14 protein-coding genes are annotated in these 21,910 nt (G+C 59.1%); 4 read left to right on the plus strand and 10 right to left on the minus strand.

What is annotated here, in order from left to right:
* Positions 1 to 103: 103 nt before the first annotated feature.
* From GM608_RS06375 to GM608_RS06405, 7 genes are all read right to left on the minus strand, one after another.
* Positions 104 to 1,711, minus strand: coding sequence for an efflux transporter outer membrane subunit (locus GM608_RS06375; protein ID WP_333645251.1), 1,608 nt, complete (start codon positions 1,709 to 1,711; stop codon positions 104 to 106).
* A complete protein-coding gene (locus GM608_RS06380; RefSeq protein WP_333645252.1) occupies positions 1,711 to 3,072 on the minus strand; it encodes an efflux RND transporter periplasmic adaptor subunit in 1,362 nt (453 codons plus the stop codon). Before GM608_RS06380 ends, GM608_RS06375 begins: the two co-directional genes overlap by 1 nt.
* Positions 3,069 to 6,248: an efflux RND transporter permease subunit gene (locus tag GM608_RS06385; RefSeq protein WP_333645253.1), complete on the minus strand. Its 3,180-nt coding sequence runs from the start codon at positions 6,246 to 6,248 to the stop codon at positions 3,069 to 3,071. Before GM608_RS06385 ends, GM608_RS06380 begins: the two co-directional genes overlap by 4 nt.
* A gap of 273 nt (positions 6,249 to 6,521) precedes the next feature.
* Positions 6,522 to 7,955, minus strand: a complete 1,434-nt coding sequence (locus GM608_RS06390) for a HAMP domain-containing sensor histidine kinase (RefSeq protein WP_043558309.1) — start codon at positions 7,953 to 7,955, stop codon at positions 6,522 to 6,524.
* Complete coding sequence (locus GM608_RS06395; RefSeq protein WP_052348917.1) at positions 7,942 to 8,673, minus strand: response regulator transcription factor; 732 nt, start codon at positions 8,671 to 8,673, stop codon at positions 7,942 to 7,944. The genes GM608_RS06390 and GM608_RS06395 overlap by 14 nt, the downstream gene beginning before the upstream one ends.
* 52 nt (positions 8,674 to 8,725) lie before the next feature.
* Complete coding sequence (locus tag GM608_RS06400; protein WP_103765282.1) at positions 8,726 to 9,910, minus strand: aminoacetone oxidase family FAD-binding enzyme; 1,185 nt, start codon at positions 9,908 to 9,910, stop codon at positions 8,726 to 8,728.
* 32 nt (positions 9,911 to 9,942) lie between these two features.
* Entirely contained in the window at positions 9,943 to 10,611 is a 669-nt protein-coding gene (locus tag GM608_RS06405; protein WP_043557811.1) for a glutathione S-transferase family protein, read from the minus strand.
* 157 nt (positions 10,612 to 10,768) lie between these two features.
* Between GM608_RS06405 and minC the strand changes: the two genes are divergently transcribed.
* From minC to GM608_RS06425, 4 genes are all read left to right on the plus strand, one after another.
* Positions 10,769 to 11,479 carry a septum site-determining protein MinC gene (minC, locus tag GM608_RS06410; RefSeq protein ID WP_103765221.1) on the plus strand — a complete coding sequence of 237 codons (711 nt, stop codon included), beginning with the start codon at positions 10,769 to 10,771 and terminating at the stop codon, positions 11,477 to 11,479.
* Between the two features lie 180 nt (positions 11,480 to 11,659).
* On the plus strand, positions 11,660 to 12,475 hold the full coding sequence (gene minD / locus GM608_RS06415; RefSeq protein WP_081562853.1) for a septum site-determining protein MinD: 816 nt from the start codon (positions 11,660 to 11,662) through the stop codon (positions 12,473 to 12,475).
* Positions 12,472 to 12,780 (plus strand): cell division topological specificity factor MinE, encoded by a 309-nt coding sequence (gene minE, locus GM608_RS06420; protein ID WP_043557807.1) that lies wholly within the window; start codon positions 12,472 to 12,474, stop codon positions 12,778 to 12,780. The genes minD and minE overlap by 4 nt, the downstream gene beginning before the upstream one ends.
* Before the next feature lie 361 nt (positions 12,781 to 13,141).
* The gene (locus GM608_RS06425) at positions 13,142 to 15,664 is read left to right on the plus strand and encodes a TonB-dependent receptor (protein WP_333645254.1); all 2,523 of its coding nucleotides are present in this window, start codon (positions 13,142 to 13,144) and stop codon (positions 15,662 to 15,664) included.
* A gap of 16 nt (positions 15,665 to 15,680) precedes the next feature.
* Here the strand turns inward: GM608_RS06425 and GM608_RS06430 are convergent, their stop codons facing one another.
* The 3 genes from GM608_RS06430 to GM608_RS06440 form a co-directional block, all read right to left on the minus strand.
* Positions 15,681 to 16,364: a Fe2+-dependent dioxygenase gene (locus GM608_RS06430; RefSeq protein WP_043558305.1), complete on the minus strand. Its 684-nt coding sequence runs from the start codon at positions 16,362 to 16,364 to the stop codon at positions 15,681 to 15,683.
* Between the two features lie 145 nt (positions 16,365 to 16,509).
* Positions 16,510 to 18,885 carry a TonB-dependent siderophore receptor gene (locus GM608_RS06435; RefSeq protein WP_248460984.1) on the minus strand — a complete coding sequence of 792 codons (2,376 nt, stop codon included), beginning with the start codon at positions 18,883 to 18,885 and terminating at the stop codon, positions 16,510 to 16,512.
* A 341-nt stretch (positions 18,886 to 19,226) separates the two neighbouring features.
* Positions 19,227 to 21,608 carry a TonB-dependent siderophore receptor gene (locus tag GM608_RS06440; RefSeq protein WP_081563396.1) on the minus strand — a complete coding sequence of 794 codons (2,382 nt, stop codon included), beginning with the start codon at positions 21,606 to 21,608 and terminating at the stop codon, positions 19,227 to 19,229.
* Between the last annotated feature and the right edge of the window lie 302 nt (positions 21,609 to 21,910).

The raw sequence follows: 21,910 nt of genomic DNA on the forward strand, positions 1-21,910 counted from the left end.
TTACAGTTCCCGAACCGTGGTTGAGACGGCAGGGATCATCCCCGCCTCCCACGTTCGACTGAGAGGGTGCCTAGACCATTCCCCCCATACCGTCAAGCAGGAATCAGGGGTGCGCTGGCACGGCAGCCGCCCCCGTCAGGTCACGTTCCGCAACGGGTGGTTCGATCTCAGAACCCTTCTGCGGGGTTCCCACCGGCACCTCACCGGTGGGGCGGGCATGGTGCAGCCCCTCATACTGCAACGGCCCAATCGGATCGATGCTCTTTATGTCCGGCAGGAGCCTGTCCGACCAGCCGCCGCCAAGGGCACGGATGAGCCTGACCGTGGACTGGAGCTGCCGTGTCTGCGCCTGCACCTCCAGCAGGCGGGCCTTCAGCGCATCCTGCTGGGCCACCAGTGCATCCAGATAGTTCGTCAGCCCCCCCGTATAAAGAGCCATCGTCATGGCCTGTGTCCGCAGTGCAGCATCCACTGCCTGATGCTGCTGGAGCCGTTCCTGATGGTACAGGGCTGTCTGGCTCAGCCCATCCTCAACATCCTGAAAGGCCGCCAGAACCGTCGCCCGATAGGCGTCCACGCGTTCCCGATATTGCGACCAGGCCCGTTGCAGGGCCGCACGCCGCATCCCCCCCGTGAAAAGCGGCTCCACAGCCTGCACGGCCACCCGCCAGAACGCCTTGGAGATGCTGGCCAGATCAAACCCGGCATCCTCGAAGCCACCCGTCGCACTGATGGTGATATGGGGATAGAAAGCTGCCCGGGACACACCAATGGCCCGTGCAGCGGCAGCCATCTGCCGCTCGCTCATGGCCACGTCGGGCCGTCTCTCCAGCAGTGTGGATGGGATACCTTCCTTCACCCGGATGGTATCAAAATGCAGCCGGAAATCCTTGACCGGCTGGATGTGGAAACTGGCAGGCACCATGTTCACCATGACAGCAATGGCATGTTCCTGCACCTGCCGAGTCGCCTCCAGATAGCTCCTTGCCGCCTGTGCGGAGTACAGCTCATTCTCCGCACGGGAGACATCCAGCCCCGCACCAATGGCCCCACCCTGCCGCAACCTCGTGATCTCCACGGCCGTACGGAAATACCGGATGGAATCATCATAAACAGCCAGCTGGGCATCAATCCCACGCAGTGCCATGTAGTTTGATGCCAGCTCGGCCTGGAGACTCAGCCTCGTCAGTGCATATTCAGCAGCCCCGGCCTGCGCCAGATTTTTCTGCATGTGCGTCTGGTTGCGGATGGCATCCCAGAAATCCGGCTCCCACGTGGCGGCACCGCTATAGGCGACGTTGGATTCATAAATGGGCGTATTGTTGCTCCGCCGCAGGAAGAGCCGCCCATCAGACTGCTTGTTCCGGCTCATCTGCGCCCCACCGGCCAGCTGCGGATACAGACGACTTTCCGTCTCACGGGCGATGTCACGCTCCTGCGTGAAAACCTCCGCCGCTGCCTGAAGGTCCGGATTATAGACGTTCAGCCGCTCTTCCAGCTCATCAAGCTGGGGATCGTGGAACAGCTTCCACCATTCTCCCCGCACGACTGCATCGGCCGGCTTGGCATCCCCCATGATGCCTTTGCCTGCCCACCCCTCCGGGTAAATGAAATGTGGCCTGTGATAGTTCGGAGCCAGATCACATGATGTCAGAAAAAAAGAGAGCCCTCCTGCCAGAAGGGAGACCGTCTTCCACACCCCTGTTGCCATCAGTGCTGCCCCTGTTCCTGTCTGACAGGCGCAGAATCGGATGCCGTTGCCCCTCTTTCGCCCGGCTTTGCCTGATCATCAGGGCTGTTTTCCTCCGGTGGTGGCATCGCACCGACACGCCTCAGATCATTCGATGTCACATTCGGCACTGGCTTCTCAGTATCCTTGGGTTTGACATCATTATATCCACGGGTGGGTGTCACAACCCGGACCTCATCACCATCCAGCATGTCGGCTGTCGGATTGGCCACAATCTCATCATCCAGGGACATGCCGGAAAGAACCTGTGTCGTCATGCCAAAATTCGTACCGACCTGCACAGTCTCCAACCGGACATGATGATTCACAACCTTGGCCACCTGCATCCCCTGGGCACGGAAGATGAGAGCACTGGTAGGCACGATCAGCACGTTCGGGTCGCCGGGAGCCTGGATATGCGCCGTGGCGTAAGAATTGGGCCAGAGCAGTCCATCAGGATTGTCCAGCACCAGCTCGGTCGTCACGGTCCGGGTTGCAGCATTGAAGGCATTGGCCGTGGCCAGAAAACGGGCCTTGAACACACGCCCCGGATATTGTGGCACGCTGAGCTCCGCACTGATGCGGGGCGAAATGACACTGGCAAAATCCTGCGGTACCGATACGAACACACGGATCCGATGCACATCCGCCACGGAAAACAGCTCGGCGATCGCCCCCCGTGAATTGAGATTGCCCCCGGCCGCGTTCACATAATCCCCGACATTGACCAGACGGGACGTCACGATCCCATCAAAAGGGGCTACGATACGTTTGAAATTCTCCAGCGCCTCCACCCGTTCAACTTCATGGGCGGCAGCGTCGAGCTCGGCCTTCTGGGCAGCGGCATTGGCAGCCTGCACATCCACCTCCTGCCGGGAGACGGCCTGTGTCCCCCGCAGGGCTGTCCAGCGCTGCGTGGTAATCAGCGCCAGTTTGTAACGGGCATTGATGACCTCATAATGCGCCTTGGCCGCTGCGTACTGGGCATCAATGCTCGGTGTGCTGACCTCCGCCAGAAGGTCGCCCCGCTTCACATGGGCCCCGTAATCCTTGTACCACATCTTCACATAACCAGAGACCTGCGCATAGATCGGCGCCTCATACCAGGCTACCAGATTGGCAGGCAGGTCCACGGTCCGGGTGGCAGGACCCGGCTGCGCCTTTATCAGCACGACACGGGCAATGGCACTGTCCTGCGTCTCCCGCACCAGCTCTCTCCTGTGCAGGGCACGCTGCACAAGCCCCAGTACAACCAGCCCTGCAAGCACCGCCAGAAGGATGAGAATCAGCAGGCGCCCCCTGCCACGAGCCGGAGATGGAGTCTGATGGGGGGACGGATTCATGAAGGTTCTCCTTCTGGAGTGGCCCGGTCACTCTTCGGGGCACCACCATGGATCAGGGCAAAAACGCAGGGGACAAACAGCAGCGTAGCCACCGTGGCCATCATCAGCCCGCCGATCACGGCCTTGCCCAGCGGCGCATTGGAGGAATTGCTGATGGACATGGGGATCATGCCGATCATCATGGCAAGGGCTGTCATCAGCACGGGCCGGATGCGTTCAAATCCGGCTTCCGAGGCGGCAAGAACGGCATTGCCGTGTTCCTCCAGCCGCTCCCGGGCAAAAGCCACAACCAGCACGGCATTGGCCGTGGCTGTCCCCATGCACATGATGGCCCCTGTCAGCGCCGGAACGGACAGGGTCGTATGGGTCAGGAACAGGCTCCACGCAATCCCGCCCAGAGCGGCAGGCAGAGCCATGACAATGACGAACGGATCCAGCCACGACTGAAAGTTCACGACAATGATCAGATAGACCAGCACGATGGAAAGCAGCAGCCCACCAATCAGCTGGACATAAGCATTGTTCATCGTCACGACCTGCCCACGCACCACCATGCTGGACCCATGCGGCAGGTCAGGCCGGACGCTTTCCACCTCCCGGTTTACAGCACGGGACAGAGCCCCGAGGTCGATCCCCTCTGCCGCCACGTAGATGTCAAACACAGGCATGATGTTGTAATGGGAGACTTCCGCCGGTGTCCCTGTCTGTTCGATATGGCTGACACCACCCAGTATCTGCATGGTCCCGTTCTGCGGGTTGCCATCCCCCTTGTCGAGCGGCATCTTCTCCAAGTCATTGAGGGTCTGGAGATACATGGCCGGGGCCTGCACGTCGATCAGCTGTGAAGTGCCCTGCGGGTTGAGGTAATAAGTCTGCCCGACCTGCGAACTCCCCGAAAGGGTTGTCAGCACATTGAAGGCGATATCACGCTCCGTGATGCCGGTGCCCATGGCGAAACTGCGATGGGCATTGATGAGCATGGTCGGCTGGGTCATGGGCTGCTGGACACTGACATCCACCGCACCGGGAATTCTGCGCAGACGCTGGGCCAGACGGACGGCGAAGGCATAATTATGCTGGAGATCCCGCCCGACAATCTGGACATCAATGGGAGATGGCAGGCCAAAATTGAGAATCTTGGCTGTCAGATCGCCCGGCTGGAAGGTGAAGCCTATCCCCGGGAAAGCCGTGCTGAGGGCCGTACGCAGGCGCTTGCGGTATTCGGCGATCGGACTTTCATCATCCTCCAGCTGAATGGTGACATCACAGTCCTGTGTTCCTGTCGTGGGAGAGGGCACCATGGCCTGGTTCATCTGGCTCATCGGCAGGCCGCAGTTATTGACGATCAGCTTCACCTGACCCGGCAGGGCCTCACGGATTTTCTTTTCAATCAACCCGCTGAGTTTGGCACTTTCCTCAATACGGGTTCCGACCGGAGCCCGGAAATGCATCTGCATGGTCCCGGATTTGATCTCCGAGAAAAAATCCTGCCCGACAAAGAAAAGCAGAAGAAGAGACGCCAGCGCACCGGAGAGGAAAAGAATGATGAACCGGGTCCGTATCGCCAGTACGGCCAGAAGAACATCATGATAACTTTGGCGGAACCGCTCGAAATATGCCTCAAACCTCTCCTGGAACCTGCCAAAGAAACCCTTTTTCCGGCTGGCATGGTCAGGATGGCGCTGCTGCTCCACCTGTGCGGCCAGAAGCCAGTTCGCCATCGTCGGGACGAGCGTTCTGGAAAGAACGAAAGAGGCGATCATCGCAAAAATGATGGCCTCGGCCATCGGCATGAACAGCCATCCCGCCACACCTGTCAGCTCAAAGAGCGGGAACCAGACAATGCAGATGCAGGTGGTCGAAACGAATGTCGGGATGACGATCTGGTTGGCAGCATCGACAATGGCAGGCTCAAGCTCCTTGCCCATATGAAGGTGGGCATCAATATTCTCGATCATCACCGTGGCATCATCCACGAGAATACCGACAGCCAGAGCCAGACCGCCCAGCGTCATCACATTGATGGATTGCCCGGCCAGGCTGAGGCCAATCAGAGCCGAAAGCATGGCCAGCGGAATGGAAACCGCTACGATCACGGTCGAACGCCACGACCCCAGAAAGAGCAGAACCGTCAGGCTGGTCAGGATGGCAGCGGTGATCATTTCCCGCACCACATCGACCACGGATTCCTTCACGAAGCTGGATGCATCGGTGAGAATATCCATGCTTGTGCCGGGGGGAAGCGTCTTCTGGATATCCGGCAGAAGTTTCTTCACCCCGCTCACCACATCCAGCGTGGAAGCGTTCCCGCTCTTCAGGATGACGATCATCACCGCCTGCTTGCCTCGCACCAGCACGGCGTTCGTCTGCGGCGGCCCACCCTTGTGGACCCAGGCCACATCCCGCAGATAGATGACGGAATTACCCACCTGCTTGATGGGCATCCGGTTGAAAGCGGCAATATCCATGGGGGCAGAATTGGTCCGCACCATGAAATCCATGGCACCGACCTTCTGATCCCCGGCCGGAAGCACGATATTCTGCCTGTTCAGGGCGCTGGCCACATCCACGGCAGAGAGACGGTGCGCCAGAAGCTTCACCGGGTCGATATCCACCATGATGTCCGCTGCCACACCACCATAAGGATTGGGGATGGCCGTCCCCGCTACGGAAACCAGCTCCGGCCGTATGAGGTTGGAGGCCATGTTATAGACCTCCGAAGCGGACATGTTGGGATTGTTGACCTGCAGGGTCAGGACAGGGACGGATGATGCATCCAGTGCCAGAATGAGCGGCGGCGTGGCCCCGGTGGGCAGCTGCTTGATGACCGTCTGGGACACGGAAGTGATCTGCGTCTGGGCAACGCTGGTATCCGTACCGGGCTGGAAGAAGATTTTGACAATCCCACGCCCGTAATAGGAGTTGCTCTCAATGTGCTCGATATTGTTGACGGTCGCCGTCAGGGAGCGCTCATAATAATAGACGATACGGCCGGAGACTTCCTCTGGCATCAGCCCTGTATAGGACCAGACAGCTGCCACCGTCGGAATCCTGATGTTGGGGAACACGTCCGTCGGCGTGCCCAGGATGGCCTTCACCCCGAAAATGAGGATCATGATGGACATGACCACAAACGTATAGGGCCGCCGCAGGGCGGTCAGGACAATGGCATTCATGACGGGCAGGACCCCATGTCGGACAGGGGCAGTCCCAGCATGAAGGCCCCCTCACCCATCCCCGCTTTCATTCGATAGGCTGTCTTCTCTGTCTCGATACTGCTGGGCAATCTGTCTCTCCACCTGGACGGGCCACAGGTGCCCGAAGGCCCCAACCCTGCGTCCGGGGGATTATAACGACGCAACCCAAAGAAAAAATGCTTTTTATCTGAAAAGATTTTTTAAGAACACGGTTCCGTTACCAGCCTTTTATCTGCCACGGCCCATCACACCTCACCCTGCGCACTGGGCCTGTTCAGGAACCGGGAAAACAAGACGGAACACGGTTCCGCTGCCAACATCCCCCTGACGGTTCTCATCAATCACGAGACGGGCCTCATGCAGCCGGACGATGGCCGCCACAAGGCTCAGCCCCAGCCCGCTGCCGGGCACGTGGCGGCTCTTGTCTGCCCGGTAGAAGCGGCCCATCACGGCATCACGCTCCTCCACCGCAATACCAACCCCGGTATCCCGCACCTCGAACCACGGTTCCCCCAGCTCGTTCCGCCCTGCCCGTAGAGTGACAGCTCCCCCCTCCCCCGTGAATTTCAGAGCATTGTCCAGAAGATTGGCCAGAACCTCGTTCAGCAGGTCGGCATCCCCCCAAAGCTCCACGGGGCCTTCATGAGGTATCACGGACAGGGTCAGCCCCTGCGTTTCTGCATTGGGCTCGTACAGATCAGCCATGTCGGCAATGAGAGGCATGATATCCATGCGCCTGAAACCAGCCCTGCGCTGACCATTTTCAATCTCCCCGATCCTCAGCAGGGCCGTAATGACAGAAAAACACTGCTCGAGATCCCTCTGGCACAAAGCCATTGCCTGCTCGAAGCGGAGCTCCTCCTCCGGGGTCGATGTCAACGCCTGTACAAAACCGTTCAGACGATCCAGCCGGGCCTGGACACGGGCCAATGGTGTACGGAGATCATGGGCAATGTCGTTGCCAACATCCCGCATTTCACCCATCAGCTGCTCCAGACGGTCCAGCATTCTGTTGACCGACCCGGCAAGACGGTCAAGATCATCATGACCGCGCCCGACAGGCAGGCGCTCCCGAAGCTGCCCCTTGACGATCTGCTCGATGGAATGATGCATCTTGGTGATGCGCCCCAACGCACGGCGGCTGAGGATCATCCCCGCCATGAGAGCAAACAGTACGACCGGAACCATGGAGAACAGGGCGCATTGCCGGGCCACACGCCGCAGCTCATCCACCATGTGGCGGGAGCGCCCCAATACCAGAAGGCGGGTCTTCCCCGGCTGCATCCCCGGCACTTCCACCACAAGAAAGCGCATGACCGTCACGGAATGATCCGGCAGGACAAAGGAGAGGTTCTGGGTAGAAGGACTGGCCGTAAGCCCTGCGGGCCACGTTGTCATGTCCCCGGCTATGGGGTGATGGTCCCTGTCGAACAGGGCGGCAGCATTCAGGAAGATGCGCAGCTCGCTCGTGCTGCGTTCTTTCAGCCGGACCTCCAGATCACCCGGGGCCTCCTGCATCAGGACCGAAGCAGAACGGCGCAGCAGGTCGTTGGTGCGCAGCTGCTCATAAGTACTGATCTGCCCATAAAGCAGGATCAGCTCCAGCAGCATCCCCAGCACGACGACACAGACAAGCCCCAGCGTCAGCCGGAACGCCGCCGTGCGAAACAGGTCACTCCGGGACACGCAGGCAGAACCCGGCACCACGGATGCTGTGGATCAACGGCTCCTCGCCGTCCCGGTCCACCTTGCGACGCAGCTTGCCGATATGCACGTCCACCAGATTGGTGCGGGGGACGAACCGGTAATTCCAGACATCCTCCAGCAGCATGGTCCGGGTCAGCACCGTATTGGGGCGGCGGATCATGTATTCCAGCAGCCGGAACTCCCGTGGCAGAAGGTCGATCTCCCGCCCGTCCCGTCGCACCCGCCGTTCCAGAAGGTCCATCTCCAGCGGCCCCAGCTTCAGCATGGAGGTACGGCCATAGATGGGACGGCGCAGCAGGGCTTCCAGCCGGGCGGCCAGCTCTTCCATCACGAATGGTTTTGTCAGATAATCGTCCCCGCCCGCCTTCAGGCCACTGATGCGGTCATCCACGGCTGACAGGGCCGACAGGACCAGAACCGGCATGGTCATGCCCTGCTCCCTCAGGGTCTCCAACACGCTCAGCCCGTCCATGCCCGGCAGCATGCGGTCCATCACCAGCAGGGCATAATCATCCCGGCGGGCCATCTCCAGCCCCTCGGTCCCTGTTGCCGCACGTGAAACCTCATAGCCACGCCCGCACAGATCCCCCACGATCTCTTCCGCAAGACTGTCGTCATCCTCGACAAGAAGGAGCTTTACCGGGGCCTGTCCCTCACCCTCCAGCGGAGCATCGCTGGGCCATGGCTGCCGTTCCATCTTCTTCATCTTCTTTTCCGCCGCCATCGCATCGCCCCTCCTCTGGCCACCATCACACACCAGACCGCCCTGCCGCAGCCTGTCCGGCCGCCACGCCACTGGCCCAGGCCCACTGGAAATTGTACCCTCCCAACCAGCCTGTCACATCCACGGCCTCTCCGACAACATACAGCCCCGGTACCGTGCGGGCCTCCATGGTCTGGGAGGACAGGTCTCTCGTATCCACACCGCCCCGCATGACCTCTGCCTTGGCGTAACCCTCCGTACCCGCCGGGTGGAGAACCCAGTCACTCACCTGCGCTGCCAGGGCACGCACCGCCTTCGCTGGCTGTTCCGCCAGCGGGCGGTCATCCAGCATTCCAGCAACCAACACCTTCACCAACCGGGCGGGCAGGGCCTCCAGCAGGGCGGGCGCATGGGCCTTCGGGCGCTGCTGGCAGATACCCCGCATATCCTCATGAACATCACGCCCCGGAGCCAGATTCAGGCGCAGGGCTTCATGCCCGTCCCACCATGACGATATCTGAAGGATGGCCGGGCCGGACACACCCCGATGGGTGAAGACCATCCCCCCCGTGAAGACCGGCTTCTTCCGCCCGGCCAGCGAAGCCGTGACCTGAAGGGACACACCGGCAAGATTCGGCTGGGCCGCTTCAAGACGAAAGGGCACGAGGGCCGGAGCGGGTGGCACAATCCGCAGGCCGAACTGCCGGGCCAGCTTCAGGGCAATGTCGGTGGCGCCCAGCTTGGGCAGGGCCAGCCCCCCCGTTGCCAGAATGATGGACCGTGCCCGCACCGGCCCCTGTGATGTCTCCAGTGTGAAACTGTGACCATCATGGCTCACATCACTCAGGGAACAGCCCAGCTGGAACGTAACCCCGCCAACCCGACATTCATCTTCCAGCATGGAAACAATCTGCCGGGCCGATTCATCGCAGAAAAGCTGTCCCTCTTCCTTCTCATGCCAGCGAATACGGTATTTCTCGACAAGGGACAGAAAATCCTGCGGGCGGTACCGGGCCAGAGCGGAGCGGCAGAAACGGGGATTTTCAGAGCGGTAATATGTCCAGTCCGCCTTCAGGTTGGTGAAATTGCACCGCCCACCACCAGAAATGAGAATTTTCCGCCCCGGCTGATCGGCATGGTCCAGAAGGACAGTCCGCGCGCCCCTCTGCCCTGCCGTGGCAGCCGCCATCATGCCAGCTGCCCCCGCCCCCATGACGGCCACATCCCACATCACCATGTCTGCCCCACGCCCTTCATGACCCGTCAGAAATCAAGATCGGCATAATGGGCAGGTGGTTTCACGCCGCTGACACGGTCACCCAGAAGATCACGGAAACAGGGGCGGGACTTTATGCGGGCGTACCAGTCCCGCACACACGGAGCCCGGCGCCAGTCGATATCACCCAGAAAATCCAAGGCGGAAATATGGGCCGCAGCCGTAAAATCTGCCGCTGTCAGAACAGAACCCCCCAGCCATGTCCGTGTTTCGGCCAGATAGCCAATGTAATCCAGATGGAAACGGAGATTCTTGTACCCTGCCTGAAGAATCTTCCCATCAGGATGCCCCTGCCCGAAAAGACGCTTCTCCACCTTTTCCCCCAGAAGGTTGACCATGACTTCCTGCTGGAAGAGCCGCTCAAACCAGTCCATGAGGCGGCGGACTTCCACCCGTTCAGCCAGATTGCGCCCCAGAAGAGAGGTCTCCGGGTAGGCATCCTCCAGATATTCGGCAATCACACGCCCGCCAGGCACGACCATGCCACTGTCCTCCACCAGAACGGGCACCTCGCCTGCCGGATTCAGTTCGTGAAACCGTTCGTTCTGCTCCCACGTCTTTTCCACGACGAGCTCAAACGGCAGCTTCTTCTCTGCCAGCATGAGCCGCACAAAACGCGATTGCGGAGACAGGGGTAAGTGATGCAGTATACGCATATGTTTTTCCTACGGCATTTTTGCATCAGGGAACAGAGACCATTCCAATCAGTCCAGACACAACCACGGTGATCCACAGTTCATGTCCAGCCCATCAGCATCTCCGTCGTTTCATCCGTCAGATGCGTCCGCAGTGCAAGCCCCAGGTACCAGCAGAATGACCATCCGTGCCCGGGGCCGGTCTTTCCTGGCACTCATTCTCTCCCCAGAAGCCCCGCTGAAGGACTGGCTGGCCGGACTGGATGAGCATATGAGGCGCGCCGCCGGATTCTTCAACCGCCAGCCCGTCATTCTGGACCTCAGCCTGCTGGATGAAAATACGGAAGGACTGGCCGGTTTCCAGCAGGAACTGCGCCAGCGCCATATCCATCTGATCGGCATTGAGGGGGGAGATCGCCACTGGGCAGCCCTCCAGTCATGGGAGTGGCCCATCGAACTCCAGGGCGGGCGCCCGAGCGGGCCCGTGAACCTGCCCGATGGCGAAGAGCCGCAGGCGGCCGAGCCTGCCACTGCGAACCTGAGCGAACCGCTCATCATCAACCGGGTCGTACGCTCTGGCCAGTCCATCCAGAATCCCGATGGGGACGTCATCGTGCTGGGGGCCGTCTCCTCTGGTGCGGAGATCATTGCCGGTGGGTCCATCCATGTTTACGGGCCGTTGCGCGGGCGGGCCATTGCCGGGGTGGACGGCCATCCCCAGGCCCGCATCTACACCGCCAAGATGGAGGCCGAACTGCTCGCCATTGATGGTTTCTACATGGTGGCCGAAGAAATGCCGGAAGACTCCGTGGGGAAAGCCGCACAGGTCTATCTGGAACAGGAACGGCTGAATGTGACTCCCCTTCAGGCAGGGACTGTCAAAATATGACTTTTTCCTTTTTGAAAAAGAAAACTGCCCACTTGTGATACAGAATGTCTTATCAATGCTTAATCATCACTGTAGAGTATGAAGCAACAAGGCAAGGTTCCCTTTTACTGAACCTTAATCATCTGCAATAATGTCCACAAATAAGGCTCATGAGCCGACTGCGGGAAAGCTGAAAATTTCATGGCAAAGATCGTTGTTGTTACATCCGGCAAAGGGGGCGTTGGCAAAACGACAACAACAGCCGCCCTTGGGGCCGCCTTGGCGCGAAGCGGACAGAATGTGGCTGTGGTCGACTTTGACGTCGGGCTCCGCAACCTGGACCTCATCATGGGGGTCGAACGGCGGGTCGTGTTCGACCTGATCAACGTCATCCAGGGGGAAGCCACACTCCATCAGGCCCTGATCCGTGACAAGCGCTGTGATACCCTGTCCATCCTGCCGGCCTCCCAGACCCGGGACAAGGACGCCCTGACAAGCGAGGGCATAGAACGGGTGATGAACGAGCTGCGGGAGCGCTTCGACTGGATCCTCTGTGACAGCCCAGCCGGCATTGAGCGCGGGGCCCAGCTGGCCATGCATCATGCCGATCACGCCGTGATCGTCACCAATCCGGAAGTCAGCTCCGTCCGTGACTCTGACCGCATCATCGGTATGCTCGACAGCCAGACAGCCCGGGCACAGAAAGGTGAGACGGTCGAGAAGCACCTGCTTCTGACACGCTATGACCCGAGCCGGGCCTCCCGTGGTGAGATGCTGAGTGTTGAAGATGTCGTGGGCATCCTCTCCCTGCCCCTGCTCGGCGTCATTCCCGAAAGCGAAGATGTCCTCAAGGCCTCCAACGTCGGGGCTCCGGTCACTTTTGCCTCCCCGGAGAGCGTCCCTGCCCTGGCCTATTTCGAAGCCGTGGCCCGCCTGGAAGGCAAGGACATCCCCGTCACCATCCCGACCGAAAAACGTGGTCTGTTCGACCGCATCTTCAAAAAGAGGGGATCATGAGTTTTCTGGACAGCTTCTTTTCCCGGAAACGCCCCGAGGCAAGCAGCAATGTAGCACGGGACCGGCTGCAGATCCTGCTGGCGCATGAGCGGCAGGCGCAGGAAGGTGGGGACTCAACCCTCCTCCGGACTCTCCATGCTGAAATCCTTGAAGTTCTGGCACGTCATGTCTCCATTGATGAAGACAATGTGCAGATCAAGATGGATCGGGGGCAGAAATGCTCCAAGCTGGAGATCGACATCCAGGTCCCGCAGAGTGGCCTGCGGGCGCAGGTTTCCACCATGACCCCCAATGAGGACCTGTAGTACTCCCTTTCCCTTGACCAGACCTTGTGCGGGGCCTGCCCCGCCACTGTCTCCCTATGCCTGACAGGGATGCTGCCAGGCCGGTTTCTGCAGTCTTCGCTGCTCCGCTCCCCAGAGGAGCTTTTTTTGTCCCATAATGAACGATTCATCATGGTTCATTATGTGTCCAGGACAGCACAGTACGGCGCCTTTCATGCAACAGGTGCCCTGTCACACCCTCTCTCCCATGGTCTTGAAGACGACTGTTCTATATCAGACAGGCGCATAGATGTTTCTATTTTTCACTATGAAGAATAGGAGTTTGCCCGGATGATCCCCCGTGTGCAAGGTCCTGCTTCACCTGCTGGAAAGTTGGTCTCTGATGCGTTCCCTGCCTCCTTCACGTCGCCTGACTACCCTCCCCTCCCTGCTTGGCATCGGGCTGGGCTGCATGACGGCTCTATCCTCCCAGGTCAAAGCGGCAACCAGAGACCAGACCATGGCACCGGCACAGGAAAAAATATCTGCCACAGGAAAGCCCAAACCCATCACCAGGCGGCAGGCCACCACCCCGTTGCGTCAGAAACACGTCCAGCAGGTGCCCGGCGGAACGGAAACGCTCATCGTCACAGGGACACGGGAGATCGGGAAAAAGGCCCGTGATTCCATTGCACCCATTGATGTCGTCTCCAGCCGGCAGCTCACCAGTACCGGCCAGCCAACCCTGCGGGATGCCATGCAGCTCCTGCTGCCATCCCTCACCGTCCCCACAGGCGGCTTTGATGCAGGCGCCCTGACGGATTCCATCAGCCTGAGGGGACTGAGCTCCAATGAGACGCTGATCCTCGTCAATGGGCACAGGCGGCACACCACGGCCAACATCTATGCCGATTCCGGGCCGCAGCAGGGCACGACCCCGACCGACATCGACATGATCCCCCTCTCTGCCATCGATCACATCGAAGTGCTGCGAGATGGTGCCTCGGCCCAGTACGGATCGGATGCCATTGCCGGGGTGGTGAACATCATCCTCAAGAAGCAGGATCACGGACTGACGATCCGGTCCAACAGCGGCATCACCAGCAAGGGAGACGGCTACCAGCAGGGCATCTTCATTGATGGCGGGGCCTCCTTCGGGGAGGACCGTGGCTTCATCCATGTCAGTGGCGACCTCGTGCATCAGGACCACAGCTTCCGCTCCGGACCGGACAGCCGGACCGGAACAACCATCAACAAGATCCTGAGCCAGCCGGAACAGACCCGGGAGTCCGTAGCCATCAATGCAGGCTATGACATCACCAACGCGCTCCAGCTCTACAGCACGGCCACCTATGCCCACCGCCATGCGGAGGCCTTCCAGAATTACCGTCTGCCCTCATCCCTTGCCAGCACACCCGGTTACGCCGCCATCTACCCGGACGGCTATTCCCCCCTCCAGACGCTGGAAGAAAATGATTTTGAAATCACGGCAGGGCTGAAAGGCCATCTGGCAGGCTGGCACTGGGACCTGTCCAGCACGTACGGGCGGGATTTCGACAATATCGGCCTGAAGAATGACGCCAACAAGGCCCTTCCCGCCTCCGCCCTACAAACCACCTACAACAGGGTGCAGGGCTTCAATGACACGCAGTGGAACAACGAGCTGAACCTGAACAGGAAGCTCAATCTGTCCTTCTGGCCCCACAGCATCAATCTCGCCGGAGGGGCCGGATACCGTTATGAAGCCTACTCCATTGCTGAAGGCTCCAGTGCCAGTACCTATGGCGGCGGCACCAGCCTGGCCCTCGCCGGAACAAGCCCCCGCAGTGCGGGCAACTCCAACCGTGACGTGGTCTCCGGTTATGTCGACATTTCCACCCATCTGACAAAGCACTGGCAGCTGGACATGGCCGGACGGTACGAACATTACACCGATGTCGGCAACACGCAGACCGGCAAGATTTCCACCCGTTATGACGTGTCAAGGAGGCTTGCCTTCCGGGGGACATTCAGCAACGGCTTCCACGCTCCCACACTGGCGCAGGAACATTATTCCGCCCTGACCCTCTCCCCGACCGTGGCCCGTGGGCTGGTGGCCGCCACCTCTCCCGGAGCCCTGGCCAGCGGGGCCCAGCGTCTGAAACCGGAGCAGAGCACGAATGTGGAAGGGGGCATCATTGCCGAACCCTTCAAAGGGCTGCATGTCACGACCGATTTCTACCAGATCGACCTGCGGGGCCGCATCCTGCCCGGGAACAACCTCTATGGTGTGGAAGCCGCCAACATTCTGGCAGCCAACGGCATCACCGACCTGCCCGCCAACATCACGAACAACAATCTGTCCACCCAGTGGTTTGCCAATGTGGCGAACACCCGCACGCAGGGCATGGACATGACCATCACCTACACCACGAAACTGCGCCACGCCGGGCGCATCAACTGGGATGCCGCCATCAACCTGAACCGCACCAGACTGCGCCATCAGGCGACCCGCAGCGACGGCACGCCGGTCCTCAACGCCCCCAGCCGGGCCTACATCACGACTGCGTATCCCCGCAGCAAGATCATCTTTGGTGGCACATGGGTATCCCCGGCGCATCGCTGGGCCGTTGCCCTGCATGAAATCCGGTACGGGCAGACGACCTCCGCCCTGACCTATTACCGGAACAACAATACCTCAACGGCCTCGACCACCAACTACTTCCAGTTCCATAACAGACCGAAATGGACGACCAATCTTTCGGTGACGTACAACATCAACAAAATCTGGAGTACAACACTGGGCGGGAACAACATCTTCGCCGCCTTCCCCAGCAAGGTGCCCCATGGCAACCGTTATCTGGGAGCCGCCAAATACTACCTGAGCACATCCCAGCTCGGCATCAATGGCGGCTACTATTATCTGGACGTGTCAGCCCACTTCTGAAAAGTGGGCCAGACGGTCACATCTCGGCCCATGTCCGCAGCAGGTTGTGATACACGTTGGTCAGCCGCAGGACCTCCGCATCCTTGGGGCCGTGGCTCTGGGTCAGGGCCATGATGCTCTGATCAAGGTCGAACAGGATGGACCGGTGCTCCTGCGAGCGGATGACGGACTGCGCCCAGAAAAAAGACCCCCAGCGGCTGCCCCGTGTCACCGGAGTGACCGTATGCAGGGCCGTGGTGGGATAGACAATCATGTCCCCCGCAGGCAGGCGCACCCGCTTTTCCTCTGAAGGCCCATGAAGGACCAGCTCGCCCCCGTCATATTCATCAAGATCGGAAATGAAAAGCGTGCTGGACACGTCCGTACGGATGCGGTGCCCCGTACCGGGAATGGGCCGCAGGGCGTTATCGACATGCGCCCCGAAATTCATCCCCACATCATAACGGTTGAAGAGCGGCGGCACGAGACGCAGGGGCAGCACGGCACTGTTATAGAGCGGGTTCGTGCCCAGCTTGCGCAGGACAAACGTGGAGAGCTCCTTCCCCAGCGGGCTGTCTGGAGCAATCTGAAGATTGTTCTTCACACTGCCAGACTGTGACCCGGCTGTTCCCCGGCCATCCACCCATTCTCCCGCGGCCAGACGGGACCGCAGGTCAGCCAGCTCTTCTGCCGAGAGAACTCCCGGAATATGCAACATCATGAGATCATGCCTTTCAGGCAGGCCAGCAGCCCCGCCACCTACAGGAAAAGGAGCAGACAGACCTGCCTGCTCCATGTGAAACCTTCACACCATCATCCACCAGTTTCAAGACCGGACATGCAGAAGGCATGGCCGGCCCCGACACTCAGTAATCCATGGTCAGACGGCCAAGGAATGTCCGCCCCGGTGCGGGCGTGGCATAGCCGCTGAAGAGACTGTTGTAGTTCAGCCGATTGGCCAGATTGTACCCGTTGAGAGAGACCTGCCAGTGCCGCCCGAAATGATGGGAAATGACGGTGTCAAAATCCACATTGGCAGGCACTTTGGAGGTATTGTTGTTATCCAGATACACTTTCTGACGCCATGTCAGACCACCACCGATGGTGAAGTTCCACGGCGTACCGGGGAAGGCCTCATAGGCGGACCAGAGGGTCGCCTGATTGTGCGGCACGTACTGGATCTGGTTATGCATCCGCCCGCCACCATTGGAGGACGTCTTCGGGTCATACAGGGCGTAAGTGGCCGTGATGTTCCAGCCCGGCAGGATCATGCCACCAAGGGAGAGTTCCATGCCCTGGTTGCGCTGCTGGGCACCCGTGTTGATAGTGGAGTTGGAGACCGGGTCTGTCGTCAGGGCATTGCTCTTGTCCAGACGGAAAAGCGAGATGGTGGCCCCCAGGCGGTCATGCAGCAGACTGAACTTGCTGCCGACCTCATACAGGCGGGCACGCTGCGGGCGTGTATCCACGGTTCCCTTTGATCCCGGCCGGACCGGCACGGCCCCGCTGGTCACATACATGCCCGTCGGTGTGGTGGAGCTGGCATAGGTGAAATAGACCGTCTGCCACTTCGTCGGTGTCAGCACAAGGCTGGCCGTCGGGTTGAAGGTGTTGGTCGTCTGCGGGAAGCTCCTGTCCGGGTTGTTCGGCAGTTCGGACAGGCCGGACGTCCGGTAGTTGCTCTGCCAGCGGTCCCAGCGGAACCCGCCCTTGATGGACGCCCAGTTCGTCAGCCATATCTGGTCATACAGGAAAATGCCCGTGTCGAACCCATACCCGCGGCTGTTCGGCTTCTTGCCGATACCGGCAATGTTGGGCATGGAATTGGCCTGTGCGGAAACACGGCGCACCATCGCATCCGGCACATTGTGCGGGTCTGGATACAGCATGTTGGCGGTCGGCACCGCCTTGGTGAGGGAAGCCCCCTCATAGGTGTCCTGATGACGGGAATCATGGACATATTCCATGTCAAACCCTGTCACGACCTGATGCCGCAGGAACCCTGTTTTGAAGTCGGCCTGCAAGGAGGCGACGTCCTGGAAGGACCAGCTGTTCTGCTTGTAGGGCAGCGGCACGCTCCCGTTAGTGTTGCGGGTGATCACACCGGCACCGTAATTGCCACTGTTCAGCGCATTGACGCACTTCGTGCCGCACTGCACCTTGGAGGCCTCAAAGTCACGGCTGTACTCACCGAAGCGCAGATCATTGTGGAATGTCAGATGATCGTTGAAGATGTGCTTCAGGCGCAGCGTCTCCATCGTGTCATCGGTATGATTATGGTCCTGCTGCTTGCCGTACCAGTTCTGCCGGGGCACGCCATATTCCGAGATCGGCCGCCCATAGGCGGACCCACGGGCCTTGACGACCGGCATCCCGTAATCCGGGATGCTGTTATCCGTCTCATGCATCACCTGAAGCACGACGGTCGTCTTCGTCCCCAGCCCGAAGGCCACGGATGGCGCAATGCCCCAGCGATGATCCCAGACATGGTCCCGCCCGACCACATTGTTGGACGCCCCCAGCCCTTCCAGACGGAAGGCCGTGGTGTCGTTGATCCGCTTGTTCACATCCACCGTGCCACGGAAATAATCCGCTGACCCGCCACTGAAATCCACGTTGTAATGGTCGTTGACCGTCGGCGTCTTCGTCACGACATTGATGGCACCACCGGTCGTTCCGTTACCGAAAACCTGTGAGGACGGTCCCTTGATGACATTGACGGAATCATAGTTGAAGCTGTCACGGGAATAGACGCCGAAGTCCCGCAGGCCATCTTCGTAGATGTCATTCTGTGCCGGGAACCCACGGATGAGAAACTGGTCCCCGTTGAGACCACCGGCCCCTTCCCCGACGGAGGCCGTGATGCCGGGGACGTTGCGCAGGGCCTCATCCAGAGACTTCGCATTCTGCTGCTTGATCAGTTCCCGGGGAACGACATCAATGGTCTGCGGCGTGTGCATGACATCCTGCGGCATACGTCCCATGTCGTTGCCTGCATGCATCGTGTTGAACGGATGACCGATGACATGGATACGCTCCACCTGCGTTGCCTGCACACCATCCTGTGCCGCCCGGGATGCAGATGTTCCGGCTGTTGTCTGTTCCGCATGTGTTCCATCTGATGTGGCAACGCCATCCTGATGCAGGGCTGTTGTGTCAGCAGCATAGGCCCCCCCAGCGACACCACCCAGTGTCAGGACAGCCGAAGCCGGCTTGAGGCATTGATGGATAAAACGACTCATACAAAGGTGCTCCACATCAGGGTAATACGACCTCCACCAAGGAGAGACACCTTCCATAGATGATAATTATTCTCAGTTTCAAACCATAAAAATCATACCAAATCGTTTACAGATAAGATTGTGTCTTAATTGCCACAATATGACACACCATTACCATAATGGCTGTTTCCTGATGTTTTTCAGCATGTTGCTACCTCCACTCCCATGTTGTGAACAGGTATTCCCGATTATTTCCTAGAACTGACAGGATAAACCGAACACAAAAACAAGAGCCCGTTCCCCAGCCCCAATGCGGAGCCATACCTTCAGGCCGGACAGTATGTCCGGCCTGAAAAAACAGCTCAGTAATCCATGGTCAGACGGCCAAGGAATGTCCGCCCCGGTGCAGGGGTAGAATAGCCACTGAAGAGCGTGTTGTAGTTCAGCCGGTTGGCCAGATTGTATCCGTTGAGAGAAACCTGCCAGTGCCGCCCGAAATGATGGGAAATGACGGTGTCAAAATCCACGTTGGCGGGCACCTTGGAGGTATTGTTGTTATCCAGATACACACCCTGCCGCCATGTCAGCCCCCCACCGATCGTGAAGTTCCATGGCAGGTTGGGGAAGGCCTCATAAGCGGACCAGAGAGTCGCCTGATTATGCGGCACGTACTGGATCTGATTATGCATGGGCCCGCCATTGTTGGAAGATGTTTTCGGATCATACAGCGCATAAGTGGCTGTGATGTTCCAACCCGTCAGGATCATCCCCCCGAGGGAGAGTTCCATGCCCTGGTTGCGCTGCTGGGCCCCCGTGTTGATGGTGGAGTTGGAGACCGGGTCTGTCGTCAGGGCATTGTCCTTGTCCAGACGGAAGAGCGAGATGGTGGCCCCCAGGCGGTCATGCAGCAGGCTGAACTTGCTGCCGACCTCATACAGGCGGGCATGCTGTGGCCGGTTATCCACCGTTCCTCCATTCTTGCCCGGCCGGACCGGCACGGCCCCGCTGGTCACATACATGCCCGTTGGTGTGGTGGAGCTGGCATAGGTGAAATAGATCGTCTGCCAGCTGGTCGGTGTCAGCACGAGGCTGGCCGTCGGGTTGAAGGTATTCTTCGTCTGCGGGAAACGCTTGTCCTCATTCGGGACGGGGCGGTTTTTCTCATTCAGGGTCGTCTCTGGCCCACCTGTTACGGTGTACCCACTCTGCCAGCGGTCCCAACGGAACCCGCCCTTGATGGACGCCCAGTTTGTCAGCCAGATCTGGTCATACAGGAAGATGCCCGTATCAAACCCATAACCATGATTGTCCGGCTTTCTGCCCAGCCCGGCAATGTACGGCATGCTCTTCGGATTCTCCCCTCCCGGCACACGACGGGCCTGTGCATCCGTTACCTCATGCGGATTGGGATAGAGCAGATTGGCCGCAGGAATGGTCCCGGCATAGACGTCCTGATGACGGGAATCATGGACATATTCCATGTCAAACCCTGTCACGACCTGATGCCGGAGAGACCATGTCTTGAAGTCGGCCTGCAGGGACGCAACGTCCTGGAAGGACCAGCTGTTCTGCTTGTAAGGCAGCGGCACACTGTTGCCCGGCGTCGTGCGATTGACCAGCCCCTTGCCAAAATCACCGCCATTGATCGCATCAATACAGCCAGCCCGGCACACGACCTTCGAAGCTTCAAAATTACGGCTGTATTCACCGAAGCGCAGATCATTGTGGAAGGTGAAATGCCGATTGAAAACATGCTTCAGCCGCAATGTTTCCATCGTGTCGTCGGTGTGATTATGGTCCTGCTGCTTGCCAAAGAAATTGTGCCGCGGCACGCCATATTCAGACAAAGGCCGCCCATAAGCCGACCACTTTGTCTTGATGACCGGCATCCCGAAATCTGGCACGCTGTTATCTGTCTGGTGCATCACCTGAAGAACAACGGTCGTCTTCGTCCCCAGCCCGAAGGCCACGGAAGGCGCAATGCCCCAGCGATGATCCCAGACATGGTCCCGACCCACCACATTGTTGGACGCTCCCATGCCTTCCAGACGGAAGGCCGTCCTGTTATTGATGGTCTTGTTCACATCCACCGTGCCACGGAAATAATCCGCTGACCCGCCACTGAAATCCACGTTGTAATGGTCATTGGCCATCGGCGTCTTCGTCACGACATTGATGGCGCCGCCAGTCGTTCCGTTACCGAAAACCTGTGAAGATGGCCCCTTGATGACATTGACGGAATCATAATTGAAGCTGTCACGAGCGTAGACACCGAAGTCCCGCAGGCCATCTTCGTAGATGTCATTCTGTGCCGGGAACCCACGGATGAGAAACTGGTCCCCATTCAGGCCGCCAGCCCCTTCCCCGACGGAAGCCGTGATGCCGGGGACGTTGCGCAGGGCCTCATCCAGAGACTTCACGTTCTGCTGCTTGATCAGTTCCCGAGGGACGACATCAATGGTCTGCGGCGTGTGCATGACATCCTGCGGCAGACGCCCCATGTCGTTGCCTGCATGCATCGTGTTGAACGGATGACCGATGACATGGATGCGCTCCACCTGCGTCGCCTGCACGCCCTGCGTCTGGGCATCATTGACAGAAGGCGCTGGTGTCGTCGTTTCCTGCCCTGTTGGCGTGCTTTCTTCCTGATGGGAGGCAGAAGCAGCCAAAGCCCCCCCTGCCATGCTCCCTAAAGTCAGCACCGCTGAGACCGGTTTTAGACATTGATGGATAAAACGACTCATGGAAACAACCTTTGTCCTGAAAGGGTCACGCACATCCCCAGCGGGATAGCCGCTCATAAATGCGACTAATTCTTAATTTTAACTTTAAGAAATTGTTGTCCTTTGCAGAAATTTGATGAATGTGTCGTAAAAAACACATTTATTTTAATCTTTTGTTTATTATCTGTAAGAAAGACACAGTTCCTCTCATGATTTTTGTTAATATTTAAACAATTAAATATTAACCATTGCGATCTCCCATAAAAAAACTGCGCCTTCCCAAACAGGAAAGGCGCAGAATCCAGCAGATGATCCGTGTCTGA

This window comes from Bombella sp. ESL0380, from assembly GCF_009725805.1.
In the GTDB taxonomy this organism is placed as follows: domain Bacteria; phylum Pseudomonadota; class Alphaproteobacteria; order Acetobacterales; family Acetobacteraceae; genus Bombella; species Bombella apis.